22 protein-coding genes, 1 tRNA gene and 1 pseudogene are annotated in these 21065 nt (G+C 62.9%); 19 read left to right on the forward strand and 5 right to left on the reverse strand.

Features of this window, described 5'->3' with window-relative positions:
* Positions 1-661: 661 nt before the first annotated feature.
* The 8 genes and pseudogenes from AC1RQP_RS31700 to AC1RQP_RS31735 all read left to right on the forward strand — a co-directional run bounded on the left by AC1RQP_RS31700 (position 662) and on the right by AC1RQP_RS31735 (position 9214).
* Positions 662-1819, forward strand: a complete 1158-nt coding sequence (locus tag AC1RQP_RS31700; RefSeq protein WP_492940827.1) for a thiolase family protein — start codon at positions 662-664, stop codon at positions 1817-1819.
* Positions 1819-2208 carry a Zn-ribbon domain-containing OB-fold protein gene (locus AC1RQP_RS31705; protein ID WP_492940829.1) on the forward strand — a complete coding sequence of 130 codons (390 nt, stop codon included), beginning with the start codon at positions 1819-1821 and terminating at the stop codon, positions 2206-2208. The genes AC1RQP_RS31700 and AC1RQP_RS31705 overlap by 1 nt, the downstream gene beginning before the upstream one ends.
* A 201-nt stretch (positions 2209-2409) precedes the next feature.
* A complete protein-coding gene (locus AC1RQP_RS31710) occupies positions 2410-3270 on the forward strand; it encodes a MaoC family dehydratase (RefSeq protein WP_492940831.1) in 861 nt (286 codons plus the stop codon).
* A 191-nt stretch (positions 3271-3461) separates the two neighbouring features.
* A complete protein-coding gene (locus AC1RQP_RS31715; protein ID WP_492940833.1) occupies positions 3462-4340 on the forward strand; it encodes an SDR family oxidoreductase in 879 nt (292 codons plus the stop codon).
* A gap of 130 nt (positions 4341-4470) precedes the next feature.
* A complete protein-coding gene (locus tag AC1RQP_RS31720; RefSeq protein WP_492940835.1) occupies positions 4471-5424 on the forward strand; it encodes a dihydrodipicolinate synthase family protein in 954 nt (317 codons plus the stop codon).
* A gap of 4 nt (positions 5425-5428) precedes the next feature.
* Positions 5429-6226, forward strand: coding sequence for an NUDIX hydrolase (locus AC1RQP_RS31725; RefSeq protein WP_239624370.1), 798 nt, complete (start codon positions 5429-5431; stop codon positions 6224-6226).
* Between the two features lie 35 nt (positions 6227-6261).
* Positions 6262-6399, forward strand: a pseudogene (locus tag AC1RQP_RS31730) (EamA/RhaT family transporter); the annotation flags it as partial.
* A 127-nt stretch (positions 6400-6526) separates the two neighbouring features.
* Positions 6527-9214, forward strand: coding sequence for a PAS domain S-box protein (locus tag AC1RQP_RS31735; RefSeq protein ID WP_492940837.1), 2688 nt, complete (start codon positions 6527-6529; stop codon positions 9212-9214).
* Here the strand turns inward: AC1RQP_RS31735 and AC1RQP_RS31740 are convergent, their stop codons facing one another.
* On the reverse strand, positions 9215-9568 hold the full coding sequence (locus tag AC1RQP_RS31740; protein WP_028178611.1) for a GrlR family regulatory protein: 354 nt from the start codon (positions 9566-9568) through the stop codon (positions 9215-9217).
* A 261-nt stretch (positions 9569-9829) separates the two neighbouring features.
* Here AC1RQP_RS31740 and AC1RQP_RS31745 point away from each other — a divergent pair, with 261 nt between their 5' ends.
* A complete protein-coding gene (locus AC1RQP_RS31745; RefSeq protein ID WP_492940839.1) occupies positions 9830-10327 on the forward strand; it encodes a hypothetical protein in 498 nt (165 codons plus the stop codon).
* 54 nt (positions 10328-10381) lie between these two features.
* Here the strand turns inward: AC1RQP_RS31745 and AC1RQP_RS31750 are convergent, their stop codons facing one another.
* Complete coding sequence (locus AC1RQP_RS31750; RefSeq protein WP_492940841.1) at positions 10382-10768, reverse strand: VOC family protein; 387 nt, start codon at positions 10766-10768, stop codon at positions 10382-10384.
* Positions 10769-10948: 180 nt separating this feature from the next.
* On the opposite strand from AC1RQP_RS31750, the gene AC1RQP_RS31755 reads away from it, so the two are divergent.
* The 3 genes from AC1RQP_RS31755 (at position 10949) to AC1RQP_RS31765 (ending at position 12448) form a co-directional block, all read left to right on the forward strand.
* Complete coding sequence (locus AC1RQP_RS31755) at positions 10949-11521, forward strand: hypothetical protein (RefSeq protein ID WP_492940843.1); 573 nt, start codon at positions 10949-10951, stop codon at positions 11519-11521.
* Between the two features lie 160 nt (positions 11522-11681).
* Positions 11682-12221, forward strand: coding sequence for a hypothetical protein (locus tag AC1RQP_RS31760; RefSeq protein ID WP_492940845.1), 540 nt, complete (start codon positions 11682-11684; stop codon positions 12219-12221).
* 150 nt (positions 12222-12371) lie between these two features.
* Positions 12372-12448: transfer RNA gene (locus AC1RQP_RS31765), tRNA-Arg, on the forward strand.
* A 6-nt stretch (positions 12449-12454) separates the two neighbouring features.
* Here AC1RQP_RS31765 and AC1RQP_RS31770 read toward each other — a convergent pair.
* Positions 12455-12706 carry a hypothetical protein gene (locus AC1RQP_RS31770; RefSeq protein WP_492940847.1) on the reverse strand — a complete coding sequence of 84 codons (252 nt, stop codon included), beginning with the start codon at positions 12704-12706 and terminating at the stop codon, positions 12455-12457.
* Between the two features lie 303 nt (positions 12707-13009).
* Here AC1RQP_RS31770 and AC1RQP_RS31775 point away from each other — a divergent pair, with 303 nt between their 5' ends.
* The 4 genes from AC1RQP_RS31775 to AC1RQP_RS31790 all read left to right on the forward strand — a co-directional run bounded on the left by AC1RQP_RS31775 (position 13010) and on the right by AC1RQP_RS31790 (position 16493).
* On the forward strand, positions 13010-13363 hold the full coding sequence (locus tag AC1RQP_RS31775; protein ID WP_492940849.1) for a hypothetical protein: 354 nt from the start codon (positions 13010-13012) through the stop codon (positions 13361-13363).
* A gap of 91 nt (positions 13364-13454) precedes the next feature.
* The gene (locus AC1RQP_RS31780; RefSeq protein WP_492940851.1) at positions 13455-14027 is read left to right on the forward strand and encodes an RNA polymerase sigma factor; all 573 of its coding nucleotides are present in this window, start codon (positions 13455-13457) and stop codon (positions 14025-14027) included.
* A 3-nt stretch (positions 14028-14030) separates the two neighbouring features.
* Positions 14031-14231, forward strand: coding sequence for a hypothetical protein (locus tag AC1RQP_RS31785; RefSeq protein WP_492940853.1), 201 nt, complete (start codon positions 14031-14033; stop codon positions 14229-14231).
* A complete protein-coding gene (locus AC1RQP_RS31790; RefSeq protein ID WP_492940855.1) occupies positions 14232-16493 on the forward strand; it encodes an AAA family ATPase in 2262 nt (753 codons plus the stop codon). It begins immediately after the preceding gene.
* Here the strand turns inward: AC1RQP_RS31790 and AC1RQP_RS31795 are convergent.
* On the reverse strand, positions 16485-17360 hold the full coding sequence (locus tag AC1RQP_RS31795; protein ID WP_492940857.1) for a hypothetical protein: 876 nt from the start codon (positions 17358-17360) through the stop codon (positions 16485-16487). The genes AC1RQP_RS31790 and AC1RQP_RS31795 overlap by 9 nt on opposite strands.
* Before the next feature lie 749 nt (positions 17361-18109).
* Positions 18110-18829 carry a hypothetical protein gene (locus AC1RQP_RS31800; RefSeq protein ID WP_492940859.1) on the reverse strand — a complete coding sequence of 240 codons (720 nt, stop codon included), beginning with the start codon at positions 18827-18829 and terminating at the stop codon, positions 18110-18112.
* Positions 18830-19037: 208 nt separating this feature from the next.
* Between AC1RQP_RS31800 and AC1RQP_RS31805 the strand changes: the two genes are divergently transcribed.
* From AC1RQP_RS31805 to AC1RQP_RS31815, 3 genes are all read left to right on the forward strand, one after another.
* On the forward strand, positions 19038-19421 hold the full coding sequence (locus tag AC1RQP_RS31805) for a hypothetical protein (RefSeq protein WP_492940861.1): 384 nt from the start codon (positions 19038-19040) through the stop codon (positions 19419-19421).
* Positions 19422-19538: 117 nt separating this feature from the next.
* Positions 19539-20141: a phage tail protein gene (locus AC1RQP_RS31810; RefSeq protein ID WP_492940863.1), complete on the forward strand. Its 603-nt coding sequence runs from the start codon at positions 19539-19541 to the stop codon at positions 20139-20141.
* Positions 20142-20543: 402 nt separating this feature from the next.
* Positions 20544-21062 (forward strand): hypothetical protein, encoded by a 519-nt coding sequence (locus AC1RQP_RS31815; protein WP_492940865.1) that lies wholly within the window; start codon positions 20544-20546, stop codon positions 21060-21062.
* The last annotated feature ends 3 nt before the right edge of the window (positions 21063-21065 follow it).

Genomic DNA, 21065 nt, shown 5'->3' on the forward strand with positions numbered 1-21065 from the left:
CGCTGTACTGAGACTAGGGCCTATTGGGGCCCAGCCGCTGGAACCAAGCGAAAACACCGGGAAAAACGGCCTTGACGGCAAGTCGTGTGGTCCTGACGTCCGGGGTCTGTACGTCAAGTCTTGCGATCGCTCGCAAGGCGACGGGGGCAATAGTGCATCGCTCCCCGGGGAGAGCACGACATAAGCCGTAAAGCCACTGCGCAGGGAAGGCCGGATGTTCGGCTTCACCTGTATGCCGCTGTGCATTTGTTCTTCGCGCATTTCGCGCACAGCGGACCGTGGGTGCCCGGCCGGCACCCGGTCTTCCCTGCGCCCTTTGTTTCGAGAGGGAGCCAGACGGAAGCAAAGCTCGGGCAAAACGCGCCGCGAGGATGCGGGGGTGTGTCTGCAAAACGCCCTCTCGTGCCCCGGACGCAGCGCAGCGCTCTTGGCGGTGCGCTGCAGAGCCGGGGCCCACGTCGCAACGACGTGCGCGACCGCATGGGTCCCGGCTCTGCGCAGCAACGCAAGGGCGTTGCAGCGCGTCCGGGACAGGAGACATCGCCCCCACTTGCGCCAACCCGCTGCCCTCTCGCGCGACGGAATATTTCCACGCTTGCCAATCAGGCCATCGCGGTTCAGAAAAAACGAGCAAGAAGAAGCGCAAGCGGAGACCTGAAGTTTGACCATCAAGGGCAAGGCCTACATTGCCGGGATCTACGAACACCCGACCCGGCATGCGCCGGACAAATCCACCGCCCAGCTCCACGCCGAGGTCGCCAAGGGCGCGATCGAGGATGCCGGGATCAGCAAGGACGACATCGACGCCTATTTCTGCGCGGGCGACGCGCCCGGCGGCGCCTGGCCGATGGTCGATTATCTCGGCCTGAACACCAGGAAGCTTCGTCACGTCGATTCCACCGAGACCGGCGGCTGTTCCTACATCATCCATCTCGGTCACGCCGCCGAGGCGATCGCGGCGGGCAAATGCTCGATCGCGCTGATTACGTTGGCCGGCAAGCCGCGCACCGGGGCGATGCCGCCGCGCGCGGCGGGCGCCGAGGTCGATTTCGAGACGGCCTACGGCGCGACCACCCACAATGCCTACGGCATGTGTGCCATGCGCCATATGCACGACTATGGCACCACTTCGGAGCAACTCGCCTGGATCAAGGTCGCGGCATCGCACCACGCGCAATACAATCCGCATGCGATGCTCAAGGACGTCGTCACCGTCGAGGACGTGCTGAACTCGCCGATGATCTCCGATCCCTTGCATCGCATGGATTGCTGCGTCGTCTCCGACGGCGGCGGCGCGCTGATCGTGACGACGCCCGAGATCGCCAAGAGCCTGAAGAAGCCTCTGGTGCGCCTGATCGGCCATGGCGAGGCGATGAAGGGTCCGCGCGGCGGCAAGGATCTCGACCTCACTTATTCCGCCGGTGTGTGGTCCGGTCCGCGCGCGTTCGAGGAAGCCGGCATCACGCCGAAGGACATCAAATACGCCTCGATCTACGACAGTTTCACGATCACTGTCCTGATGCAGCTGGAAGATCTCGGCTTCTGCAAGAAGGGCGAGGGCGGCAAGTTCGTCGCCGACGGCAACCTCATCTCGGGCGTCGGCAAGCTGCCGTTCAACACCGACGGCGGCGGCCTCTGCAGCAACCATCCGGTCAACCGCGGCGGCATGACCAAGATCCTCGAGGCCGTGCGGCAGCTGCGTGGCGAGGCGCATCCGAAGGTGCAGGTTCCGAATTGCGATCTCGCCATCGCCCACGGCACTGGCGGCCTTTTGGGCGTGCGCCACGCCGCCTCGACCGCCATTCTGGAGCGCGTGTGATGGTAGATGCAAAGAAATATCCGGCGCCGGTGACGAACCCGGAAACCGCAGCGTTCTGGGACGCGGCGAAGCAGGGCAAGTTCATGATCAAGCGCTGCACCGCCTGTGGTGAGGCGCACTACTTCCCGCGCTCGATCTGCCCGTTCTGCTACTCCGACAAGACGGTGTGGGAGGAGGCGTCGGGCGAGGGCACGATCTACACCTGGAGCCTGATGCGGAAGTCGCCGACCGGTCCTTACGCGATCGGCTATGTCACGCTGAAGGAGGGGCCGTCGGTGCAAACCAATTTCGTCGACTGCGATCTGGAGCAGCTGAAGATCGGCCAGAAGGTGAAAGTGGTGTTCAAGCCGACCGACGGCGCGCCGCTGCCGTTCTTCACGCCGGCTTAGTTCCCTTCTCCCCTTGCGGGAGAAGGTGGCGCGAAGCGCCGGATGAGGGGTATCGCTCCCCGGAGGAAGCTTTCGATGCGGAGCCAACCCCTCACCCAGATGAGTTTGTTGCGGGCAGCATCTGGCCCTCTCCCACAAGGGGAGAGGGCGCATCAATAGGCGCCGCCGCCCGCCGAAGAAACGCCGGGAGGAAACCAGAGAATGTCCGCCAGATACGAAGAACTCAAAGGCCTGAAGAACATCGACCAGAAATACGCCTACACCGATCGCGAGGTGATGCTTTACGCCTACGGCATCGGCCTCGGCGCCGATCCCATGGACGAGAAGGAACTGGCCTTCGTCAACGAGGGCACGCTGACGCCGCGGCCGCTGAAGGTGGTGCCGACCTTCGCCTCCGTCGCGGCCTGGGGTTCGGGGCCGGGCGAGATGAATCTCAACCGCGTGATGGTGGTGGATGGCGAGCGCGACATCACCTTCCACCAGCCGCTGCCGGTCGCCGCCAACATCACGGCCGATTCCTCCGTGCTCGAGGTCTACGACAAGGGCAAGGACAAGGGCGTCGTCATCGTTCACCAGACCGTGCTGAAGAACGAGAAGGGCGAGAAGCTGGCGACGCTGGTCGCATCGCGCTTTGCGCGTGGCGACGGCGGGTTCGGCGGGCCGAACCTGACCCAACCCGATCCGCACAAGATCCCATCGCGCAGCCCCGACAAGACCATGGACATCACGACGCGTCCGGACCAGGCGCTGGTCTACCGCCTTTGCGGCGACCGCAACCCGCTGCACTCCGATCCGGAATTCGCGAAGAAGGCCGGCTTCCCGCGCCCGATCCTGCACGGCATGTGCACCTACGGCATCACCTGCCGCGGCGTGCTCCAGACCTATGCCGACTACGACGCAAGCGCGTTCCGCCAGCACGTCGCGCGGTTCTCCTCGCCGGTCTATCCCGGCGAGACCGTGACCATGGACCTCTGGAAGGACGGCAACGTGATCTCGTTCGAGGCCAAGGTGAAGTCGCGCGGCGTCACCGTGATCAAGAACGGCAAGACGGTGCTGGGTTAGGCGGGCACCGGCGTCTCACTCCCTCTCCCCGCTTGCGGGGAGAGGGTGGGGTGAGGGGGAGTCTCCGCAGGGACGGTGACAGTCGAGTTCGCGGAGGCTCCCCCTCACCCTGAAATCAAGCTGTGCTTGATTTCCGACCTCTCCCCGCAAGCGGGGAGAGGTGAAAGAAAGACAAACAGGGAGAAGCCACCATGGGATTGCTCGACGGCAAGGTTGCGCTGATCACCGGCGCGGGCGGGGGGCTCGGTGAGGCCTACGCGAGATTGTTCGCGCGGGAAGGGGCCTCGGTCGTCGTCAACGATCTCGGCGGGCCACGCGACGGCTCCGGCGCCGACAAGTCGATGGCGCAGCAGGTCGTGGACGCGATCAAGGCCGAGGGCGGCAAGGCGGTCGCGAACGGCGCAGACATTTCCACCATGGAAGGTGGCCAGTCGGTGTTCGACGACGCCATCAAGCATTTCGGCCGCGCCGACATCCTGGTCAACAACGCCGGCATTTTGCGCGACCAGACCTTCGCCAAGGCCTCCGAGGCCGATTGGGACAAGGTCATCAAGGTGCACCTGAAGGGCACCTTTTGTTGCACCCTGCCGGTGTTTCGCTGGATGCGGGAAAACGGCGGCGGCGTGATCGTCAACACCTCCTCGACATCAGGGCTGATCGGCAATTTCGGCCAAAGCAACTACGGCGCGGCCAAGGGCGGCATCTGGGGCCTGTCCAACGTGCTGGCCATCGAGGGCCGCAAGTACAATATCCGGGTCTGGACGCTGGCCCCGGGGGCCCTGACCCGCATGACCGCAGACCTGCCCCGCTATAAGGAGAACCCCGGCGCGGCGCTGGGGCCGGACGGCATCGCGCCGGCCGTGCTATACATGGTCAGCGACTTGTCGGGCGACCAGACCGGCAAGGTGCTGGGCGTGTCCGGGCCCCGCGGCGTGCGCGAAATGCGGATGATGGAAATGGAAGGCTGGAAACCGCCGCACACGGGCTGGAACGCCCGGGACATCGCCGATCATGCCAAGGAGATCTTCTTCTCCGAGGAGCAGATCAAGATGGGGGCGCGGCGGTTTTAGCCACGCTGTCATTCCGGGGCGCGACGTAGTCGCGAGCCCGGAATCCATAACCACCAGCCGGGGTTATGGATTCCGGGCCTGGCCCTGCGGGCCATCCCGGAATGACGATAGAAAGAGACAAGGAAAGACGATGAGACTGACCGCCGACGCCAAGGGCACCTTCGCAATCGCGCCGACGCCGTTCCACGACGACGGCCGGATCGACGAGCGCTCGATCGACCGCCTGACCGATTTCTACGAGGAGGTCGGCTGCGACGGCGTCACGGTGCTCGGCATCATGGGCGAAGCCCCGAAGCTCGACGCCGCCGAGGCCGAGCAGGTGGCGGTGCGCTTCGTCAAGCGCGCCAAGAAGATGCAGGTGATCGTCGGCGTCTCCGCGCCGGGCTTTGCCACCATGCGCTCGCTGGCGAAGGCCTCGATGGATGCGGGCGCGGCCGGCGTGATGATCGCGCCGCCGCCCAGCTTGCGCACCGACGATCAGATTATCGGCTATTTCAAGCAGGCGGCCGAGGCGATCGGCCCTGACGTGCCCTGGGTGCTCCAGGACTATCCGCTGACCCTCTCGGTGGTGTTCACGCCCGCGGTGATCCGCAAGATCGTCATGGACAATCCGAACTGCGTGATGCTCAAGCACGAGGACTGGCCGGGCCTGGAGAAGATCTCGGCGCTGCGCAACTTCCAGAAGGACGGTTCGCTGCGGCCGCTCTCGATCCTCTGCGGCAATGGCGGGCTCTTCCTGGATTTCGAGATGGAGCGCGGCGCCGATGGCGCCATGACCGGCTACGCCTTCCCCGAGCTTCTGATCGATGTCGTGCGCCTGTCGAAGCAAGGCAAGCGCGACGCCGCGCACGATCTGTTCGACGCGCATCTGCCGCTGATCCGCTACGAGCAACAACCGGGCGCCGGCCTTGCCGTGCGCAAATACGTGCTGCAGAAGCGCGGCGTCATCGCTTCCAGCGCCCAGCGCAAGCCCAGCGCCACCATCACGGCGGCGGCGAAGGCTGAAGTCGAGTACCTGCTGTCGCGCGTGGCCCGTGTCGACAAGCGCGCCAATCTCGGCCCCCAATCCAGCGCCGCAGGCTAGTCGAATGGCCGAAACATCAGCATCGCGCCCCGCGTCGACGATCCTCCTGCTGCGCGACGGTGCCGCACAGGAAGTCGAGGTCTTCATGATGGTCCGCCATCATCAGATCGAGTTCAACTCGGGCGCGCTGGTGTTTCCCGGCGGCAGCGTCGATGCCGGCGACAAGGAGATCGTCGCGCGCTCGGACCTGTATTCCGGCGGCGAGGGGCTCAGCGAAGCGGACCGCGGATTTCGTATCGCCGCGATCCGCGAGACTTTTGAAGAGAGCGGCATCCTGCTGGCGCGCTCGAAGGAGACGGGCGCGCCGGTCGATGCCAAGCGCGCTGGCGAGATCGCTGACGCACACCGGGTCGCGCTCAACGAGCACAAGATCGGCTTTCTCGACATTCTCGCCGTCAATGGCCTCCAGCTCGCGCTCGACACGCTCGTGCCCTACGCGCACTGGATCACGCCGGAGGGCATGCCCAAGCGGTTCGACACGTGGTTCTTCCTCGCGGCAGCTCCGCCCGACCAGCTCGGCGCCCACGACGGCCGCGAGTCCACGGATTCGATATGGGTCTCGCCGCGCGAAGCGGTGGAGGGCGGTGAGAGCGGCCGCTTCAAGCTGCCGTTCCCGACCACGCGCAACCTGATCCGGCTCGCCAAGCAGCCAAATGTGAGCGCGGCGCTGGAGCACGCCCGCGGCCTGTCCATCGTCACGGTGATGCCGGTCATGACCAAAACCGAAACCGGCCGCCAGCTTCGCATCCCCCGCGAAGCCGGCTATGACGGCGAGGTGTTCGAGGTGGGGGCTGTCGGCTAGAACACTTCGACGCTCGACGAAGTAAGCTCGGCGTTCTCCGCGTTCCCATCAGCGTCGCCTTCCTGGGTGAAGCCCTGAGCCGGACCGCCTGGATCGGCCTTGCCTGCGTCGTCCTCGGTGTCGCCGCCATGACCATCCCGGCCCGCAGGGCAGCCAGCGTCAAACTGTCATAGGACCGAGGCTGAAGAGGGCAACAGGCCCCGATATTAATTAAGGATATTCCGCGCCCCGAGGCATGTTCCCCCCGGGCGGCAATACGTCGTATATTGGGTCTCCAGCAGCCCGGTCCTCAAACCAGCAATGTCCGCCGAATTGACGCCGCCCCCTGAGAAAAGGCGAACATTTTCGCTCTCCATCGGCCAGCTCACCTTCGGCAGTTTTCTGTTGATGCTGGCGGTGATCATCGTCACCTCGACCGCGAGCGTGATCGCGATCCGGCACATCGACACGACATTCGCCGAGCTGCAACGGCTCCAGAGCGTCGGAGATCTCGCCGAGGACATCGATCGCCGCATGAACGAGCTGCGCGTCGCCGCGCGAGACTTCGTCACAGACCCCGGCGCCGGCATCCAGTTCCAGCAGGTGGGCGAGGCGGCCTCGACCCTGAGCGACATCCTGAAGAAGACCCGCATCGAGCTCGCGCCCGAACAGCAGGATATGATCGACGGGGTCACCGAGCGGCTTGCGACCTATCGCAACGGTCTGGAGCGGATCTCGACCCTGATCGACCGCCGCGCCCAGCTGCTCGCCGGCCTGCCGCCGCTGCGCGAACGGTTCGATGCGGCCGTCGCAGGCACTGCGGACCGCGAGCTTGCATCCCGCCTGTCCGAGGCGCAGAGCCGGATCGCGGTCGGGCTGCTCGCGCGCAACCCGTCCGCGGCCGAGCAAGCCGCGCAGGGGATGCGGGCGCTTGATATTGGCGAAGCCACGCTGAAGTCGGCGGTGAACGACTATGCCGAGGCCATCATGGCCGTCGCCGTCCGCGAACGGCAGATCGCCGACATCGATCGCGAGGTGCTGGGCACCGAGGGCCGATTGATCGGCCGCGTCACCGAATTGCTGCGCGAGGTCAGTGCAAGGCGCGGCCACGTGCTGTCGCGCGACTTTGCCCGCACCCTGACTGAGGCACGGTGGCAGAGCATCGTGCTCGGTACGATCGGCGTGCTGATCGGCATTGCCGCTGCGTTGTTCGTCGTACGCAGGACGGTGCGTCCACTCGCCCAGATCGCGCGATCCATCCGCGCGCTGGCGGCCGGCCGGAAAGACACCTCGATCCCGTCCGCCGAGCTCGACAATGAGATCGGCGACATCGCGCGGGCGGCCGAAGTGTTCCGCCGCGCGCTGGAGGAGGCCGACACGGCGCGCGAGGCGGCGGTACACGCGCTCACCGAACAGCGCCTCGCGGAAGAGAGCTACCGGAAACTGTTCGAGGGCTCGGTCGACGGCATCTATGTGACGACGCCGGCCGGCGACCTCCTCAATGCCAATCCGGCGCTGGCGCGGATGATGGGCTATGACAGCCCGCAGCAGCTGATCGACAGCATCAACGACATCGCCCACACGATCTACGTCCATCCCGAGGCGCGTGCCGAATACCAGCGGTTGATGGCGCGCGACGGCATGGTGCGCGAGTTCGAGTACCAGGTGCGCCAGCGCAACGGCAACATCCTCTGGCTCTCCGACAGCGCCACGGGCGTGCGGGATGAGCAGGGCAACATCGTCCGCTACGAGGGTACGCTGCGCGACATCACCGACCAGAAGCGCGCGGAGGACGCCATCGCCGAAGGCCGGCGCCTGCTCCAGCAGGTCATCGACACCGTGCCCGCGGTGATCAACGTCAAGGACCGCGAGCTGCGCTACGTGCTGATGAACCGTTACATGGCGGGAATCTTCGGCATCGAGCCCGGCGATGCGCTCGGCCGCACCACGGCCGATCTGATGTCGCGCTATGGCGCGGCCAAGTCCGACGAGAGCGACAAGAGGGTGCTCAAGCTCCGCAAGGGGCTCGGCTTCTACGAGGAGGAATACAAGGACGCGGCAGGCAACATGCGGCAATGGCTGGTCAACAAGCTGCCGCTGCTCGATGCCGAGGGCGAGATCGAGCGGATCGTGACCGTCGCGCTCGACATCGGCGAGCGCAAGCGCGGCGAGCAGGAAATGCGCAAGGCCAAGGAAGCCGCCGAAACCGCGTTGCGCAATCTGCGCGAAACCCAGGCCTCGTTGATCGAGGCGGAGAAGCTCGCCGCGCTCGGGCGCCTGGTCGCCGGTGTCGCCCACGAGGTCAACAATCCCGTCGGCATCAGCCTCACGGTCGCCTCCGCGCTGGAGCGCAAGACCGCGATGTTCACCGCCGAAGTCGAGCGCGGCGAGCTGCGCCGCTCCACCCTCAACGACTTCCTCAACACCAGCCGCGATGCGTCCTCGCAGCTCGTCTCCAATCTCAACCGTGCCGCCGAGCTGATCCAGTCGTTCAAGCAGGTCGCAGCGGACCGCAACTATTCGGACCAGCGTACTTTCGATCTCGGCGACCTCACCGAGCAGGTGGTGATGAGCCTGCGGCCGGGCCTGCGCAAGCACAATCTGACGCTCAACGTCGAGTGCCAGCCGGACCTGACCATGAACAGCTATCCCGGCCCGTACGGCCAGGTGCTGACCAACCTGTTTCTCAATTCGGTGGCGCACGCCTTCCCGGACGGCCGGCCGGGGACGATCGAGATCCAGGTGCGCGAATCCGGCAAGGACAATGTCGAGATCATCTTCTCCGACAATGGCTGCGGCATGTCGCTCGACGTCCGCCGCCGTGCCTTCGATCCGTTCTTCACGACGCGGCGCGACCAGGGCGGCACCGGCCTTGGGCTGCACATCGTCTACAGCATCGTTACGAATCGGCTCGGCGGACGGCTCGATCTCGATTCCGAGCCTGGCGGCGGCACACGTATCCAGATCATCCTGCCGCGCGTGGCGCCGCTCGAGCAGGCTGCGGAATAGCTAATCGACCTCTGCGAGCTTGTGCAGGGTGGCGCCGAAAATCAGGCTGGCCTTGCCGACCAGCGCTGTGCCCGTCATCTCCGCGCGCGTGTCCGTGTAGGTACCGCTGACGCCGATGCCGACCGGGGCAGGGCCGCCGAACAGCGGATTGTCGTCGCCCCGAGGCGAAGTGTGCCGTTGCACCAGCACCTCGCCTTTGAAGGTGTTGTTGTTCTTCACCGTATAACTGCCGGTGTAATAGAGGTAGGCATCGCCGCCAAGAATCTTGCCGTCGCGGAAAAGAATCACACCGCTGCCCTTGCCGACTCGACCATCGAGCAGGGTCACGTGAATTGAATAGAGGCCGTTCTTCATAACGTCCCGTGGGCCGGCCGCCATCGCCCAATGGCGTCACCGGTCCGGCTTTTATGCCAAAGCCGATCCCCTCGCGCAACGCGGCAGTTTGCCGACCGCTCGCGGAAGCCTGCAGCGGCGAGCCGTAATTGTCCCGGCTTGTGCTGATGCCGTCATGACGCTCTGATGGTGAAGCGGGGGCTCGCCGTTACGAATCGGAGTTGGCCCGCGAAATGCATAATCATTGTTGCACTGGCCGCGGGGTGCTGGAGCAAGACGAACGTGACCAACTGGATCGATTCCGGCGGTGATGAGCCGCGTCTGTACGGTGCGCGTCCCACGAATTGCAAAAGCGAACAACGGCGGATTGGCAGTGCGATACGCCGGCGAAGCCTGACAAGCCTGGCGTGCGCCTTGGCCTTGCTTGCGCTGGCAGCCCCCTTTGGGCACGCACGCGACCGCGGGCAGTTCGTCAACACCAATGCCGAATTGAAAGCATGGTTCGACAGTCTGCGCAGCGGCAAGGGGCCTTGCTGCTCCGATGCCGACGGTTCGGCGCTCTCGGACTCCGACTGGGACAGCAAGGACGGGCACTATCGCGTCCGCGTCCCGCGCCACGGCTACGCGCTCGACGGCCAGCAGCAGGAACTCGTCTGGATCGATGTGCCCGAGGAGGCCGTGATCTCGGAGCCGAATCGGGTGGGGCGCACCATGGTCTGGCCGATCTACGGCTACATGGGCGTCACCATCCGCTGCTTTATGCCCGGTAGCATGACTTAGCCCCACGCGGGCTCACGTCGTCCCGGTGGCATGCCTGAGGCGGCCGGCGCCGCGTCAGGTGTACTTCTTGTCGCGCTCGAGCAGCTCGATGGAGATGCCTTCGGGACCGCGGATGAAGCAGATGCGCACGCCGGGCCGAATGGTCGTCGGCTCGCGCGTGAAGGCGACGCCCTTGGCCTTGATCTCGGCGGCGACGGCGTCGATGTCCTTCACCGTCAGGCCAAAATGGTCGAGACCCTGATGCGGATGCGGGGGCGGCGGGTTGACGGCGTTGTCGCCCTCGAGCGGTGCGATGAAGATCCTGGCTCCGCCGAGGTTCACGTCGATCCGTCCGGGGGCGCGCACGATCTCGCCACCAAGGATGTCGCGCAGCCAGGCCGCCGTGGCCTCTGGATCGGGACTGCGGAGATGGACGTGATCCCAGGTGACGGCGATTGGCATTTCATATTCTCCCAACGGGGTCTTCCGATGCTGCGGCGCATGTTAGCGGCCTCGGCCGGTGGTCGCCACCGTCCATGCCGACTCGCATCACGTGCGGGAACCTTAATTCGTCGCCCGGATTAAGGTAGCAGCGGCCCAGTCCATCGTTCATGGCGCTCGGCTGCGATCGGTGCTGCAACCATGAGTGCCAGGCTCGACCGGATCGGATTGGGGCGCTTCGCCGGAACCGGCGAACGATTGGCGCGGGCCGTAACGATCGCGAGCGTCTCGTTTGGCCGTGGTCTTCTGTGGCTGCTGGCGGCAATCATCGGCGGCTGCGGCATCTGGATGCTGCTGCCCCTTTCCAAAGGCAACAGTGCTGAGGCGGCGAGGCCGGAGCTGGCGGCTGTTGAGTCGGCTCCTTCGGGCGATGCGTCCGCGGTGGTGTCGTCGGCGTCCGAAGCTCCGGCACCTGCGACGGCGGAACTCAGTCGGCTCAGGATCTCATCGCAGACCTGGCGCCGTGGCGGCCTTGGCTCCAAAGCCCTGGTGACGTTGACGCTGCGAAACGACAATGACTATGCCGTAAAGGATGTCGAGATCGTCTGCGCGTTTACGCGGCGCGACGGCAGTCATCTGACCAACCGTAGCCGGGTGCTGGCGGATGCAGTCAGCATGAAGAGCCGCAAGACCTTTGCGCGTATCCCCGTCGGCTTCGTTAGCGTGAATGCCGATCAGGCGAAATGTTCGCTGGTCGCAGCGCGCCGCGCTTAAAGGCGGCACGTTCCGGTAGCGGAAAAGTTACTCTACGCGGACCTTGGCCAAGAAACTATGCATCGCCATTTGAACCAAATGGCTGGGTCAGGAACCAATTGAGAGATCGCCTGTTGAGGCGGAGAGCCCACGCGGGGATGCGGGGGGCGGAGCGCGGCCAATGCCCATCTTTAGGTATTTCATTTTTGTCGGTGGAGCCTTGCTCGCACTGCTGTTCGCGGCGGATTTCGTTTTCCCGGCGGCGCCCGTAGCTCAAGCCGTCGCGACCGCGGGCAACGAGCAGCCCCTGATCCGAATCCGGTCCAATCGGCACCTGCCAGAGCGCGTCGTGCTCGACACCAGCGAGCCGACGATTGCCGCACCTGCGGTGAAGACTGCCGCTGTTGCGGCTCCCCAGCCACCGGTACAGGACGACGTCTCGCCGGCATTGGCCGAGATCTCGGCCAAGACGCGGGTACGCGAGACCTTCGCCCAGTTCACGCCGGAGCCGAGGACCAATACCGCCGCCGCCAAGAAGGCAGGGGCCACTCAATCTCAGATCGCCAGTCAATCTCAGATCGCTCAGGCTCAAGCTTCTCCTGTGCCGGCTCCTCAACCCAAGCGCAAGATCGTCAGGACGCATCCGGCGCCGCAGCCCGGCCGGCCGATGATGCAGGTCGCTCAGCAGCCGCATTTCGGTCTCTTCAACACGACTTGGTGACAGCGCCTCCGACCCGCCTCGATCCAGGCCGGAAGGGCTTTTTATTGGCCGGGCTCTCTGCTAATTCGAACCAATCCGAACGCCGTCCGGTGTGCTGGTCCGTCACCGGCGCGGTCTGGCGAATCTCGGTGGCCCGGTGCCCGGGCCAGGGCGCTCGTAGCTCAGCTGGATAGAGCATCGGATTTCGATTCCGAGGGTCGGAGGTTCGAATCCTTCCGAGCGCGCCAATAAAATCAATTACTTAGCGCCTGTTGCTCTCCCCGAAAACCGGACGTGGGAAACCGTGGGGAAACTTTTCCAGGGGGCAGCGTCGGCTGTCTGTCGTCGTCCAAGGCCGCCTTGGCTTCCCAAAAATAATCTTCATTTGGCGTGGCGAAAAAATCGACGGAACCTCCCGTCTTGAGCTTTAACGGTTTGTAGGCGCCAACACGCACCGGCCATCCTCCGAGGGGGAGGGGTAAAGCGGCGCCGAATTTATCGCCCATTCACCATAAGAACTCGCGACGCCCGGCGGCGCGAGAACAGGAGAACTTTGCCATGTTGTCCCAACCGGCCGTTACTCGGCCGTCCTTTTCCGAACGTCACGTCGACAAACGCAGCCCGGCCGCCCTCGCGGGTGAAGCTGCCCTGACCGTCGACGAGGTATGCACCGCGCTCAGGGTGAGCCGAGCCTGGCTCTATTCCCCTGCCGGTCGCTCCGCCGTCGGAAGCGGCTTCAAGCTGGGTCGCTCGCGTCGCTACCGGTCCAGCAGGATTGCCGCCGTCCTCGCCAATGAAGGGGCCGCCCAATGAGCGCCGCCCGTCTTGCGAAGCTCGAAAAGCTGCTTCGTCTCGATGCAGGCTTTCTGCCGATGCCCGCCAAGATCGGCAGCGGCGAACACGCGGTCACGCCGCGCGAATGGCTAGAGACCTTTCGAAATGACCGTCGACAGGCTCCCGCGTCCATCGCGGCGCTCTTCGACCGACCCTCGGAAGAGGTGACGCTGCACGAAGTTGCTGTGACCCTACTGGGGCGCCTGCCCGAAAATCGCGAACCTAGCGAGCCCTGGCGTGCCCGGGTCGGGATCACGGAGAGCAGCCCCGCCGCGAGCTTTGTGCCCGCCAGTTGCTCGCTGAGCGAATCGCCCACCTACCGGAAGTGAACAAGCCATACCGCCGTGGCGTCGTGACGTCTCTCAGCGAGAGGCGGCACGTCGCGCGGCGGTGAAGGCAACACATTACGAGATGTCACACATGTCATCCATCACCCGACAGCATTTCGACGCTGAGCTTATCCGCTGTCAGCCCGTTCTCCGCACTGCCGCTCGCGGACTGTGCGCCCGACAGCCGAATAGCAATGATGCAGCTCAGGACCTGCTACAGGCAACGTGCGTTCACGCTATCGAACGCCACGACCAATTCTGCGGCGGCTCCGTCGCTGGCTGGCTTTACGCGCTCATGCGCAATTTGCTTCACGACTACAACCGCAAGCTTGGCCGCACCCGCAAGCGCGAGGTGCTTCACGCCGATCTACCGCGGATCGAAGATCGCGACAGCTCGGAGCGCGATGGCGTCAAGGAATACGACGAATCCCCCGATGTCCACGACTCTCATGCGAAGTTGGAAGCGAGCCAAGTCGTCGAGGCAATAAGCCGAATGCCTGAGCGCACGGCACACGCACTGTTTCAGGCAGGCGAAGGGGCGACAAGCGCTGAGATCGCGGCATCGCTGGGACTGAGTGAGGCGCATGTTCGCAAGCTGGTGGAGCGCGGGCGGCTGACGCTGCGGCTTACATTCGAAATGCCGGTCAGTCGAGCAGGGGCTTAGATCATGTCATCACCGAAACGAGGCGTTGCGACGGCGAGGCTGACAGGACGCGACGGCGAAGAGCTGACAGTGATTGTCCCCGCAGTGCTGCATGACGATAAGCTATTTATCAGTGCCGACAATATGTCCGCGCTCCGCGTCACGTTGCACGCCGCTGGCGCCGAAGACGCAGAACTGGAATTTACAGAGTTGGAAGAGGTCTAAGTGGCCGACTCGTCCGCATCAAAGATCGTTGCCTTCCCGGCCAATCGGGATGACGCTAGACGCGTGCAGAACAAGCACAACGCGATGTTCCTCGCGCGCAACGGCATTCCCGTGTTCCCTTCGAGCGGCAAGGTCCCACTCGTAAAGCTCTACAATCGCCGCGATACTGAGATTAGCCCCGAGGATCGCGAAGCGGCCATCGAACAAGCGCGCGAAGAGGGAAACAAGTCGCTCACCGTGTTCGTCGGTGCGACGACCGATCCCGAGATCGTCAAGCGCATGTGGCGTGCCCCGAATTGGGATGCCGTTCCTTCCATCGCATGCGGGCCCGCACGCCTGGTCGTGATTGATGCCGATATCAAGTTCAATGGCCCCGAGCTGATCACAAAGCTGTTCGAGGAACACGGCGGCGTGCCTGAAGGTGTGCAAGTCATCACCACGCAGTCAGGTGGGAAGCATTACATCTTCAGCGATCCCGACAACGCCTTCACCAATAGCGCTGGCGCGCTCAAAAGGCTGTACGGCTGCGACGTGCGCGGCCGGGGCGGTCAGTTCGTGGGGCCTGGGTCCGTCCGTGAGGACGGCAAGCGCTATGGCGATCAGGCTGCGCTCCGGGCGTTTGTCGAGGCGTATACCAACGGCAGCATACCGCCTTTGCCTGATTACATCGTCGAGCTGATCGGCGCTTCGTCTTCGGACGTTAGTGAAGACATTCCCGTTTCCAAAGAGCGCGATGTCGTCAAGCAGCTCGACCAAGCAGAGTTGCCGGATTGGGAAGAACTCTGCACGCCGCTCGGAGACTACGATTTTGACAGGCTGCAAACGGAGAACAGCGAGTTCAGATCGCTCTACAGCGATCCGAGCGCCGACTGTTCTGACAACCGCTTCAAGGCCGCGCGTCACGTTATGCGCGAGTGGCCCGAAATGCCGGTGGAGCATCTCGCGTCCTTCTTTTCGGGGTGGGACGGCGCGGGCGAGTTCGTCGACGGCAAGCCGCGTTCCGGTGAATACGACAACCGGCAGACCGCGCGAGAGTGGCTTAAGAACCAAGGGCTCAGCAAGTCGTCGACCGGGGAGGCGTTCGGGGCTGTCGTCGACGAGGACGAAAGCCGTGAAGACGTTCAGTCTGACAGCAAAGCGAGCCGTCTCGGGTCGCGCTTCACCTATATCGAAAGCCTGAGAGGCATTGTCCTTGATGCACTCGATTGGTGCGTCAAATACTTCGTGGCGCGGGGAACGACCTCTGTAGCCACGGGCTTGTGGGGCACCGGAAAGACGGCTGTCTTTTCGGACATCGGCTTGCACGTCGGGCACGGTTTTGATTGGCGCGGCCGAAAGGTCGCGAAGGGTGTCGTGGTCTATGTCGCGCTCGAAAATTCACAGGACGTTGAGCGACGTGTTGCCACGTGGTGCGACAGGATGGAAAAGGCCGGGCGCGATCTGTCTAACGGCGCATTCGTTGTCTATCGGGGGCCGTGCCGCCTTTACGATCCGTCTGGCAAACCGACGCAAGACGAACGGGACCTAATCAAGGTCGCCAACATGGCCACAGCGCACTACGGGTTGCCTGTCGCTATGATCGTCATCGATACGTTGGCTCAGAGCATCATGCCGGGCAACGATAACGACGCGAAGGACGCCGGTATCTACACGGCGGCGATGCAACGCATTGTGGCCGCGACCGGCGCCAACGTGACTGCACTTGCCCACCCCACCAAGTCAGGCGAGGGAGTGCGTGGGAGCGGAGCGCTTCAGGCGAATGTCGACACAGTCATTGAGATCGCAAAGGACGGCCGTGGACTTGGCACGATCAAGGCAGGTTCAAAGTATCGCATCGGCAATCCGGCCAAGGTGAACTTCAGATATCAGCTTCGGTCTCATGCGGTCGGAGTTGATGAGGATGGGGAGGAGATCAGCGTGGTCCTGGCCGACGATTTGCCGGTCCTAGACCTGGCTGTCGATGACACGGAGGACGCTCAAGTGCCGCCGTCGACTGACAGCCCGGCCGATAAGCTCTCGGCGACGCTGCGTGTTTTCACTGAGCGTGTTGAAGCCATTGCGACCGCTACGGGCGATAGGGTCGGTGAGATCGGATTGTCGAAGAAGACGGTCCTTGACGCGCTCAACATTGATCGCAAGCGGCGAGGACTAGACGAGATTAAAGACCCCACGGTGGTCACGCGGCTGTTGAGTAAGTTGGTTGATGGCGGTGAGGTCGTTAAGTCGGGAGACAATAGGCGGACGGAGTACCGCTTAGTCTGAGGCCTCCCTTGCTTTGAGTAACCGTGAAACGGCGGAGTTCAGTTCCGCTTCATTCTTTAGCGCTTGGCTAAGACGTTCGGCGAGTTCGACAAGAACGAGCCGAACGGCTTGCGCGAGTTCGAGGCATCGTTCGTCCGTATGTTCGTGCACGCCAGCACTTAGAGCCGAGTGAAGCAGAGTGAGTGGATTATGGGTATTTATCAAGATTGAGTCAGGTAGGCCGAGTTTCACGGACGATACTGCCTTGCTGAATTGAATCTCGCTCTTCGCTTCCTCCAGGGCACCGATTGTTTCAGCCAATGCACCCTGCTTTCGCGAGACCGCAATCATTTCATCAAGAATTTCATTCTTCTGGCTCTCCACGACTCGGCGATAGTACGCAAACGCGCCGATGCCAAGTCCTTGGTTCTCACAGCGTCGCCCCTTCAGGAAATTATCTCGCTGCTTTCCGAGCATCTTCAAGAGGCGATTTGGGACCGGCACTCCGAAGGGAGGCATCTCGCCATATTTGTACACCTCCGCCGCTTTAGCGGGCGTCGGAAGCATCCGAAGATGCAGAGAAAAGGTTTTTCGGAACCACCGGCAATTCGAACATTCGTAGCCGAGATAAACGCTAGCCACGTCTCGTAGCTGTATTTCTTCTTCTTTCCCTCGAAACGTTCGTTCGCCGCCGCACTGCTCGCAATGGATCAGCAGCGGGGGCGCCTTGAGCTGGATATAGAACTCCAAGCCCTTTGACGCCTTGCTGAATCCTGGCGCTCCGACGCCCGTAACGAGTCGCGTTTGTCCGGGCGGAACGGTTTGGAGGAACTCGGCAAACGGCATCGTGTCCGGATCGGAAGGCGGCGCTGTCTGTTCGTCAGTCATTTTTAGCTTCTCGCTTAGTAACCGTGCAGCCCACCGTGCAGCCATGCACCGTGCACGGTTGATGCACGGTTCGGTGCACGGTCATGCTGCACGGTTCGTGCACGGTCGGATGCACGGTTGTTCTATAAGACTATCAGTCACTTAGCCCGACCGTGCAACAACCGTGCACCAACCGTGCACTGATTTTCCCATCAACCGTGCACGTCTCTCCCTTCCCTAGAAGGGAGACGGCACGAGGGTCGTGATCGTTATGCCGACGGGCTGGATGACTGAAGGCCTAAAGCTCCGAGCATCATGGGAAAGCGAAGTCCTCTGTTCTCCGTAGAGGCATTTTGGCGAACGGACAGCGAACCGGGTGTTCCGCATGGCGAACACCCTTTCAGGCTGTGTCAGCCGGTCGGGCGTCAGTCGGTCATCGTGAAGATTTCTGGCTCCCGGCTGTCACGGAGCGCCCCGCTGGGGCGTTAATACCGTATGGGGACCGCAATCCTCACCGCTTCCAAGCCGCGCGGGCAACGGCGTTAAAGAGCACCCGCTATGCTTCCCAGCGCATGGGAAGCCCGCCTCTGAACCCGAGCTACAGTTGATAGCTCCGCAGGGCAGGCCGCCGCACCGTGGCCCGAGCACGCTGATTCCAACCAGCTTGCCGGAACGGCAGAGCGAGAGAAGTCCGCGAGGGCTGCCGAACCCGAATCCCAGGGTAGTTAGGGGCAGCGAAGCGGTAAGGATTGAGGCCAACAGTTGGATCGCTAAACGACCGACAATAATCGCTGAAGCGCACCGTTAACATCGCCAGACATGCGGGCAGCAAAAGCGAAGGCGGCAAGGACGAACGGGAACGCCGCTTCCAGTGCGTAGATTCGAAACAGTCGAAAATAATAGTAGGACCTTAATGACCAATCAACTTCGCCAATTGGGCTGACAAGGGGATGATCGCGTCGAGCGGCTCGATAACTGCGTCTGATATTCTCGATCAGTTCAGCCCGTATAGTGTCAGCAAGAACTATATTTTTCCCGTGCGGCTTCAGCAGTTCGACTCCACGTTCAACAATGCGCTGTTCGGGGTCCGGACTAACTACAAACATGTAGCCACCTAGCTCATCGGCGATGGCTTTTGCGTCATCCTTTTGAAGGTACCTTTGCAAGATGTCTAAGAGGTACTTCGCCAAGAGCTGCTCTCCGCTCTTAATGTTCTCAACAGACTTCTTCACGCGTTCGTCGATAAAGATAGAGCCCTGAAAATTGATTATGTCATCCGCCAAGCAAACGCCGAATGAAATAACAAAATAGATGAGTGAAAGGGTGAGCGCGACGGGGATGAGTTGATCAATCAGTTCGATTTTTATACCAGCGACAGGCAGTTCGGTAATTTTGACGCGAAATATCTGTACTGCAAGCAGCGACGATGCCACCGCAACTAGAGAGGTGCGATATTTGCGAGTGGAGTCCGACAGTGGGTCGAAGGCCAAGTGTGTCCCTCCCTAAATCACTTTGCAGCGTTCTCAAACGCTTTTATATCCAATCGCTTACCAGAATTGCGCAAATTGTGCGCTGGTATCATCGGCTTATGAGGGGCCGCCTCGCGGGTCGCGGCCTCTACCTTTCGTAGCCGCGCGGTCGGTTAGTCCCCAGCCGTCCGCGCGGCAACCCGCTTTGTTTTTTCTGAAGGATCGCCAAATGGAGCATGTTGACCCGGTGAAGGCCGGGCTGGCGGAAGCGCTGCGTCGCCGCGACGCTGAGTCCGACACGGTTACAATCGACCTCGAAATGTTGCGCGCGGAAGAACGGATTCGCATCGTGCGAGCCTTCGAGCGGCAAGCCGATCTGGCTGAAGAGAGCCTTACCGTCCAGCGACGCGCCGCGAACGCAGCCAAACGTCAGGCCGACGCTCTGGAGACGCTCGCGGCTTTGTTCGCAAGCTGCATCGGACAGGGGCGCTCTACCTGCGCACCCGACAGCGTTCCGGGCTCGTGGAACACTACTGGCGTGAACTATTTGCGTGCGGGGGACGGCACCAAGAGCTTTGGCTGCGAGCGGCCGAGCGAGCCCGACGATGACTGACTCACCCTTTGCGCGCCTAGCAACGACCGGATTCGAGGTCGCGCATCGCGCGCGAGAACAGCGAGTGCGGGGCGAGCTAGACCTTGAACGGGCATTCCGCAACAGGAGTGATAGGCCATGGGCCTTGAAGTTAAGCTTGACGGAAGCAAGCTCGAAGCATGGGCCTCCCAACTATCCGCGCACGGCATCCGAAATGCCATTCGCCGCGCCGTCGACAAATCCGCGACGGCCGCCCGCAAAGTAGCGCTCGGCATCATCGCGAAGGACGCGGGCGTCTCGGTCGCGCGGATCAAGCCGGGCGTGACGAAATTGCGGCGCACGACTCAAACGGACCTGAGCGCGAGCTTTACCGCTACCAAGCTCCGTATTGGCATCTTAGAGACCAAGGGCGCGAGTGTTGGTGCAGGCGGCCTAAGAGCCAGCACTCACCGACTAACGGGAGGCGGTTCGGCCAGCCTAAACATCGCCAATGCGTTCGTAGTCCGAATGGCTAATGGCGCCCGTTTCGTAGCCTTCCGCAAGAGCAAGGCGCGCTTGCCCATCAAGGGTGTGTACGCCGAAATGCCGTCGACTGCGATGGGGCAGGACAGAGCTGCGGCGCGCGTCGCCTGGCAGAAGGAAGCAGAGAAGCAACTATCTCAGCGGTTGTTGCAAGAGATTCAGAAGCAGCTTCTGTCTGAAGGTCTGCCGTACACACCGCCTGCCGACACGGGCGAATAGCTCACTCATCACCGACACCGCCCAGCGCGCGGGAAGCGCCACGACTTTGCCGAGACCTCAAGGACGTGTCGTCGCAGCGCAGAGGCGGCTCGCACGCCAACGCCACAGCACGGGTTTGCAGGACATGGCCCGCGTTGAGCGTTGGCGTGCATCAATTCCAAGGCGGCAGCCGAGCGCATGACGCTCGCGATGCACGGCCTTCATGACCCCACGTGTCACGCGGAAGACGCAGCCGTGCGCCACGTGGGGACCATCACGCGGCAAAAGGTAGTGCCTGCGAGCCGCACAATGCGCCCTCCCGAAACTTGGGTCCCCTGCGGGCACCCCTCCATCGGGCCGAGCGGGCCGCTGCCGCAATCTTTTCATTCGAAACGGTACAAAAATCGATAGCAGAGAACCGACATGGGCCGACCAAAGGGCACAATCAGCAAGATCGCTGACGAAACGGGCTTGAACCAAGCGACCGTACGACGCGCACTCATTGCGGCCGACATGACCGAACAGGAATGCGCGGCTGACTTCTCTAAGGCCGTCGAGACTGTGCGCGCCGTAGCCGACAGCGATAAGGTGTTAGGCCACAACGCGAGCGGCAGAGGTGAGGGCGGGGGCGCCAGCTCCGCTTATGCAGACGCCAGAGCGCAAACGGAGCTGTATCGCGCTGAGAAGTTCCGTCTTCAAAACGAAAAACTTGCTGGTCGACTGATAGACCGACAGGACGTTACGGACACCGGCATCCGCATATTGGCAGACGTCCGCACCGCCTTCCTTGCGCTAGGACTTCGGGTCGCTGACAGGTTGGTGGGAAAGACCGATGCGCGCGAGATCGCGCGGGCCATCGAGGCTGAAGCACGAACCGTGCTTGGCGAACTTGCGAACGATGAGAAATTCTTCGAGGCGCTCGACATCGAGGCGCTGAGCTAACGG

Source organism: Bradyrhizobium sp. GW821-FHT13H06, from assembly GCF_058803975.1.

Coding starts and splice junctions, on each gene's coding strand:
- AC1RQP_RS31810 (WP_492940863.1), top strand. CDS start 19,539: ATGGGCCTTGAAGTTAAGCTTGACGGAAGCAAGCTCGAAGCATGGGCC.
- AC1RQP_RS31805 (WP_492940861.1), top strand. CDS start 19,038: ATGGAGCATGTTGACCCGGTGAAGGCCGGGCTGGCGGAAGCGCTGCGT.
- AC1RQP_RS31740 (WP_028178611.1), bottom strand. CDS start 9,568: ATGAAGAACGGCCTCTATTCAATTCACGTGACCCTGCTCGATGGTCGA.
- AC1RQP_RS31775 (WP_492940849.1), top strand. CDS start 13,010: ATGAGCGCCGCCCGTCTTGCGAAGCTCGAAAAGCTGCTTCGTCTCGAT.
- AC1RQP_RS31815 (WP_492940865.1), top strand. CDS start 20,544: ATGGGCCGACCAAAGGGCACAATCAGCAAGATCGCTGACGAAACGGGC.
- AC1RQP_RS31710 (WP_492940831.1), top strand. CDS start 2,410: ATGTCCGCCAGATACGAAGAACTCAAAGGCCTGAAGAACATCGACCAG.
- AC1RQP_RS31755 (WP_492940843.1), top strand. CDS start 10,949: ATGAGTGCCAGGCTCGACCGGATCGGATTGGGGCGCTTCGCCGGAACC.
- AC1RQP_RS31725 (WP_239624370.1), top strand. CDS start 5,429: ATGGCCGAAACATCAGCATCGCGCCCCGCGTCGACGATCCTCCTGCTG.
- AC1RQP_RS31770 (WP_492940847.1), bottom strand. CDS start 12,706: ATGGGCGATAAATTCGGCGCCGCTTTACCCCTCCCCCTCGGAGGATGG.
- AC1RQP_RS31780 (WP_492940851.1), top strand. CDS start 13,455: ATGTCATCCATCACCCGACAGCATTTCGACGCTGAGCTTATCCGCTGT.
- AC1RQP_RS31735 (WP_492940837.1), top strand. CDS start 6,527: ATGTCCGCCGAATTGACGCCGCCCCCTGAGAAAAGGCGAACATTTTCG.
- AC1RQP_RS31760 (WP_492940845.1), top strand. CDS start 11,682: ATGCCCATCTTTAGGTATTTCATTTTTGTCGGTGGAGCCTTGCTCGCA.
- AC1RQP_RS31720 (WP_492940835.1), top strand. CDS start 4,471: ATGAGACTGACCGCCGACGCCAAGGGCACCTTCGCAATCGCGCCGACG.
- AC1RQP_RS31795 (WP_492940857.1), bottom strand. CDS start 17,360: ATGACTGACGAACAGACAGCGCCGCCTTCCGATCCGGACACGATGCCG.
- AC1RQP_RS31750 (WP_492940841.1), bottom strand. CDS start 10,768: ATGCCAATCGCCGTCACCTGGGATCACGTCCATCTCCGCAGTCCCGAT.
- AC1RQP_RS31715 (WP_492940833.1), top strand. CDS start 3,462: ATGGGATTGCTCGACGGCAAGGTTGCGCTGATCACCGGCGCGGGCGGG.
- AC1RQP_RS31705 (WP_492940829.1), top strand. CDS start 1,819: ATGGTAGATGCAAAGAAATATCCGGCGCCGGTGACGAACCCGGAAACC.
- AC1RQP_RS31785 (WP_492940853.1), top strand. CDS start 14,031: ATGTCATCACCGAAACGAGGCGTTGCGACGGCGAGGCTGACAGGACGC.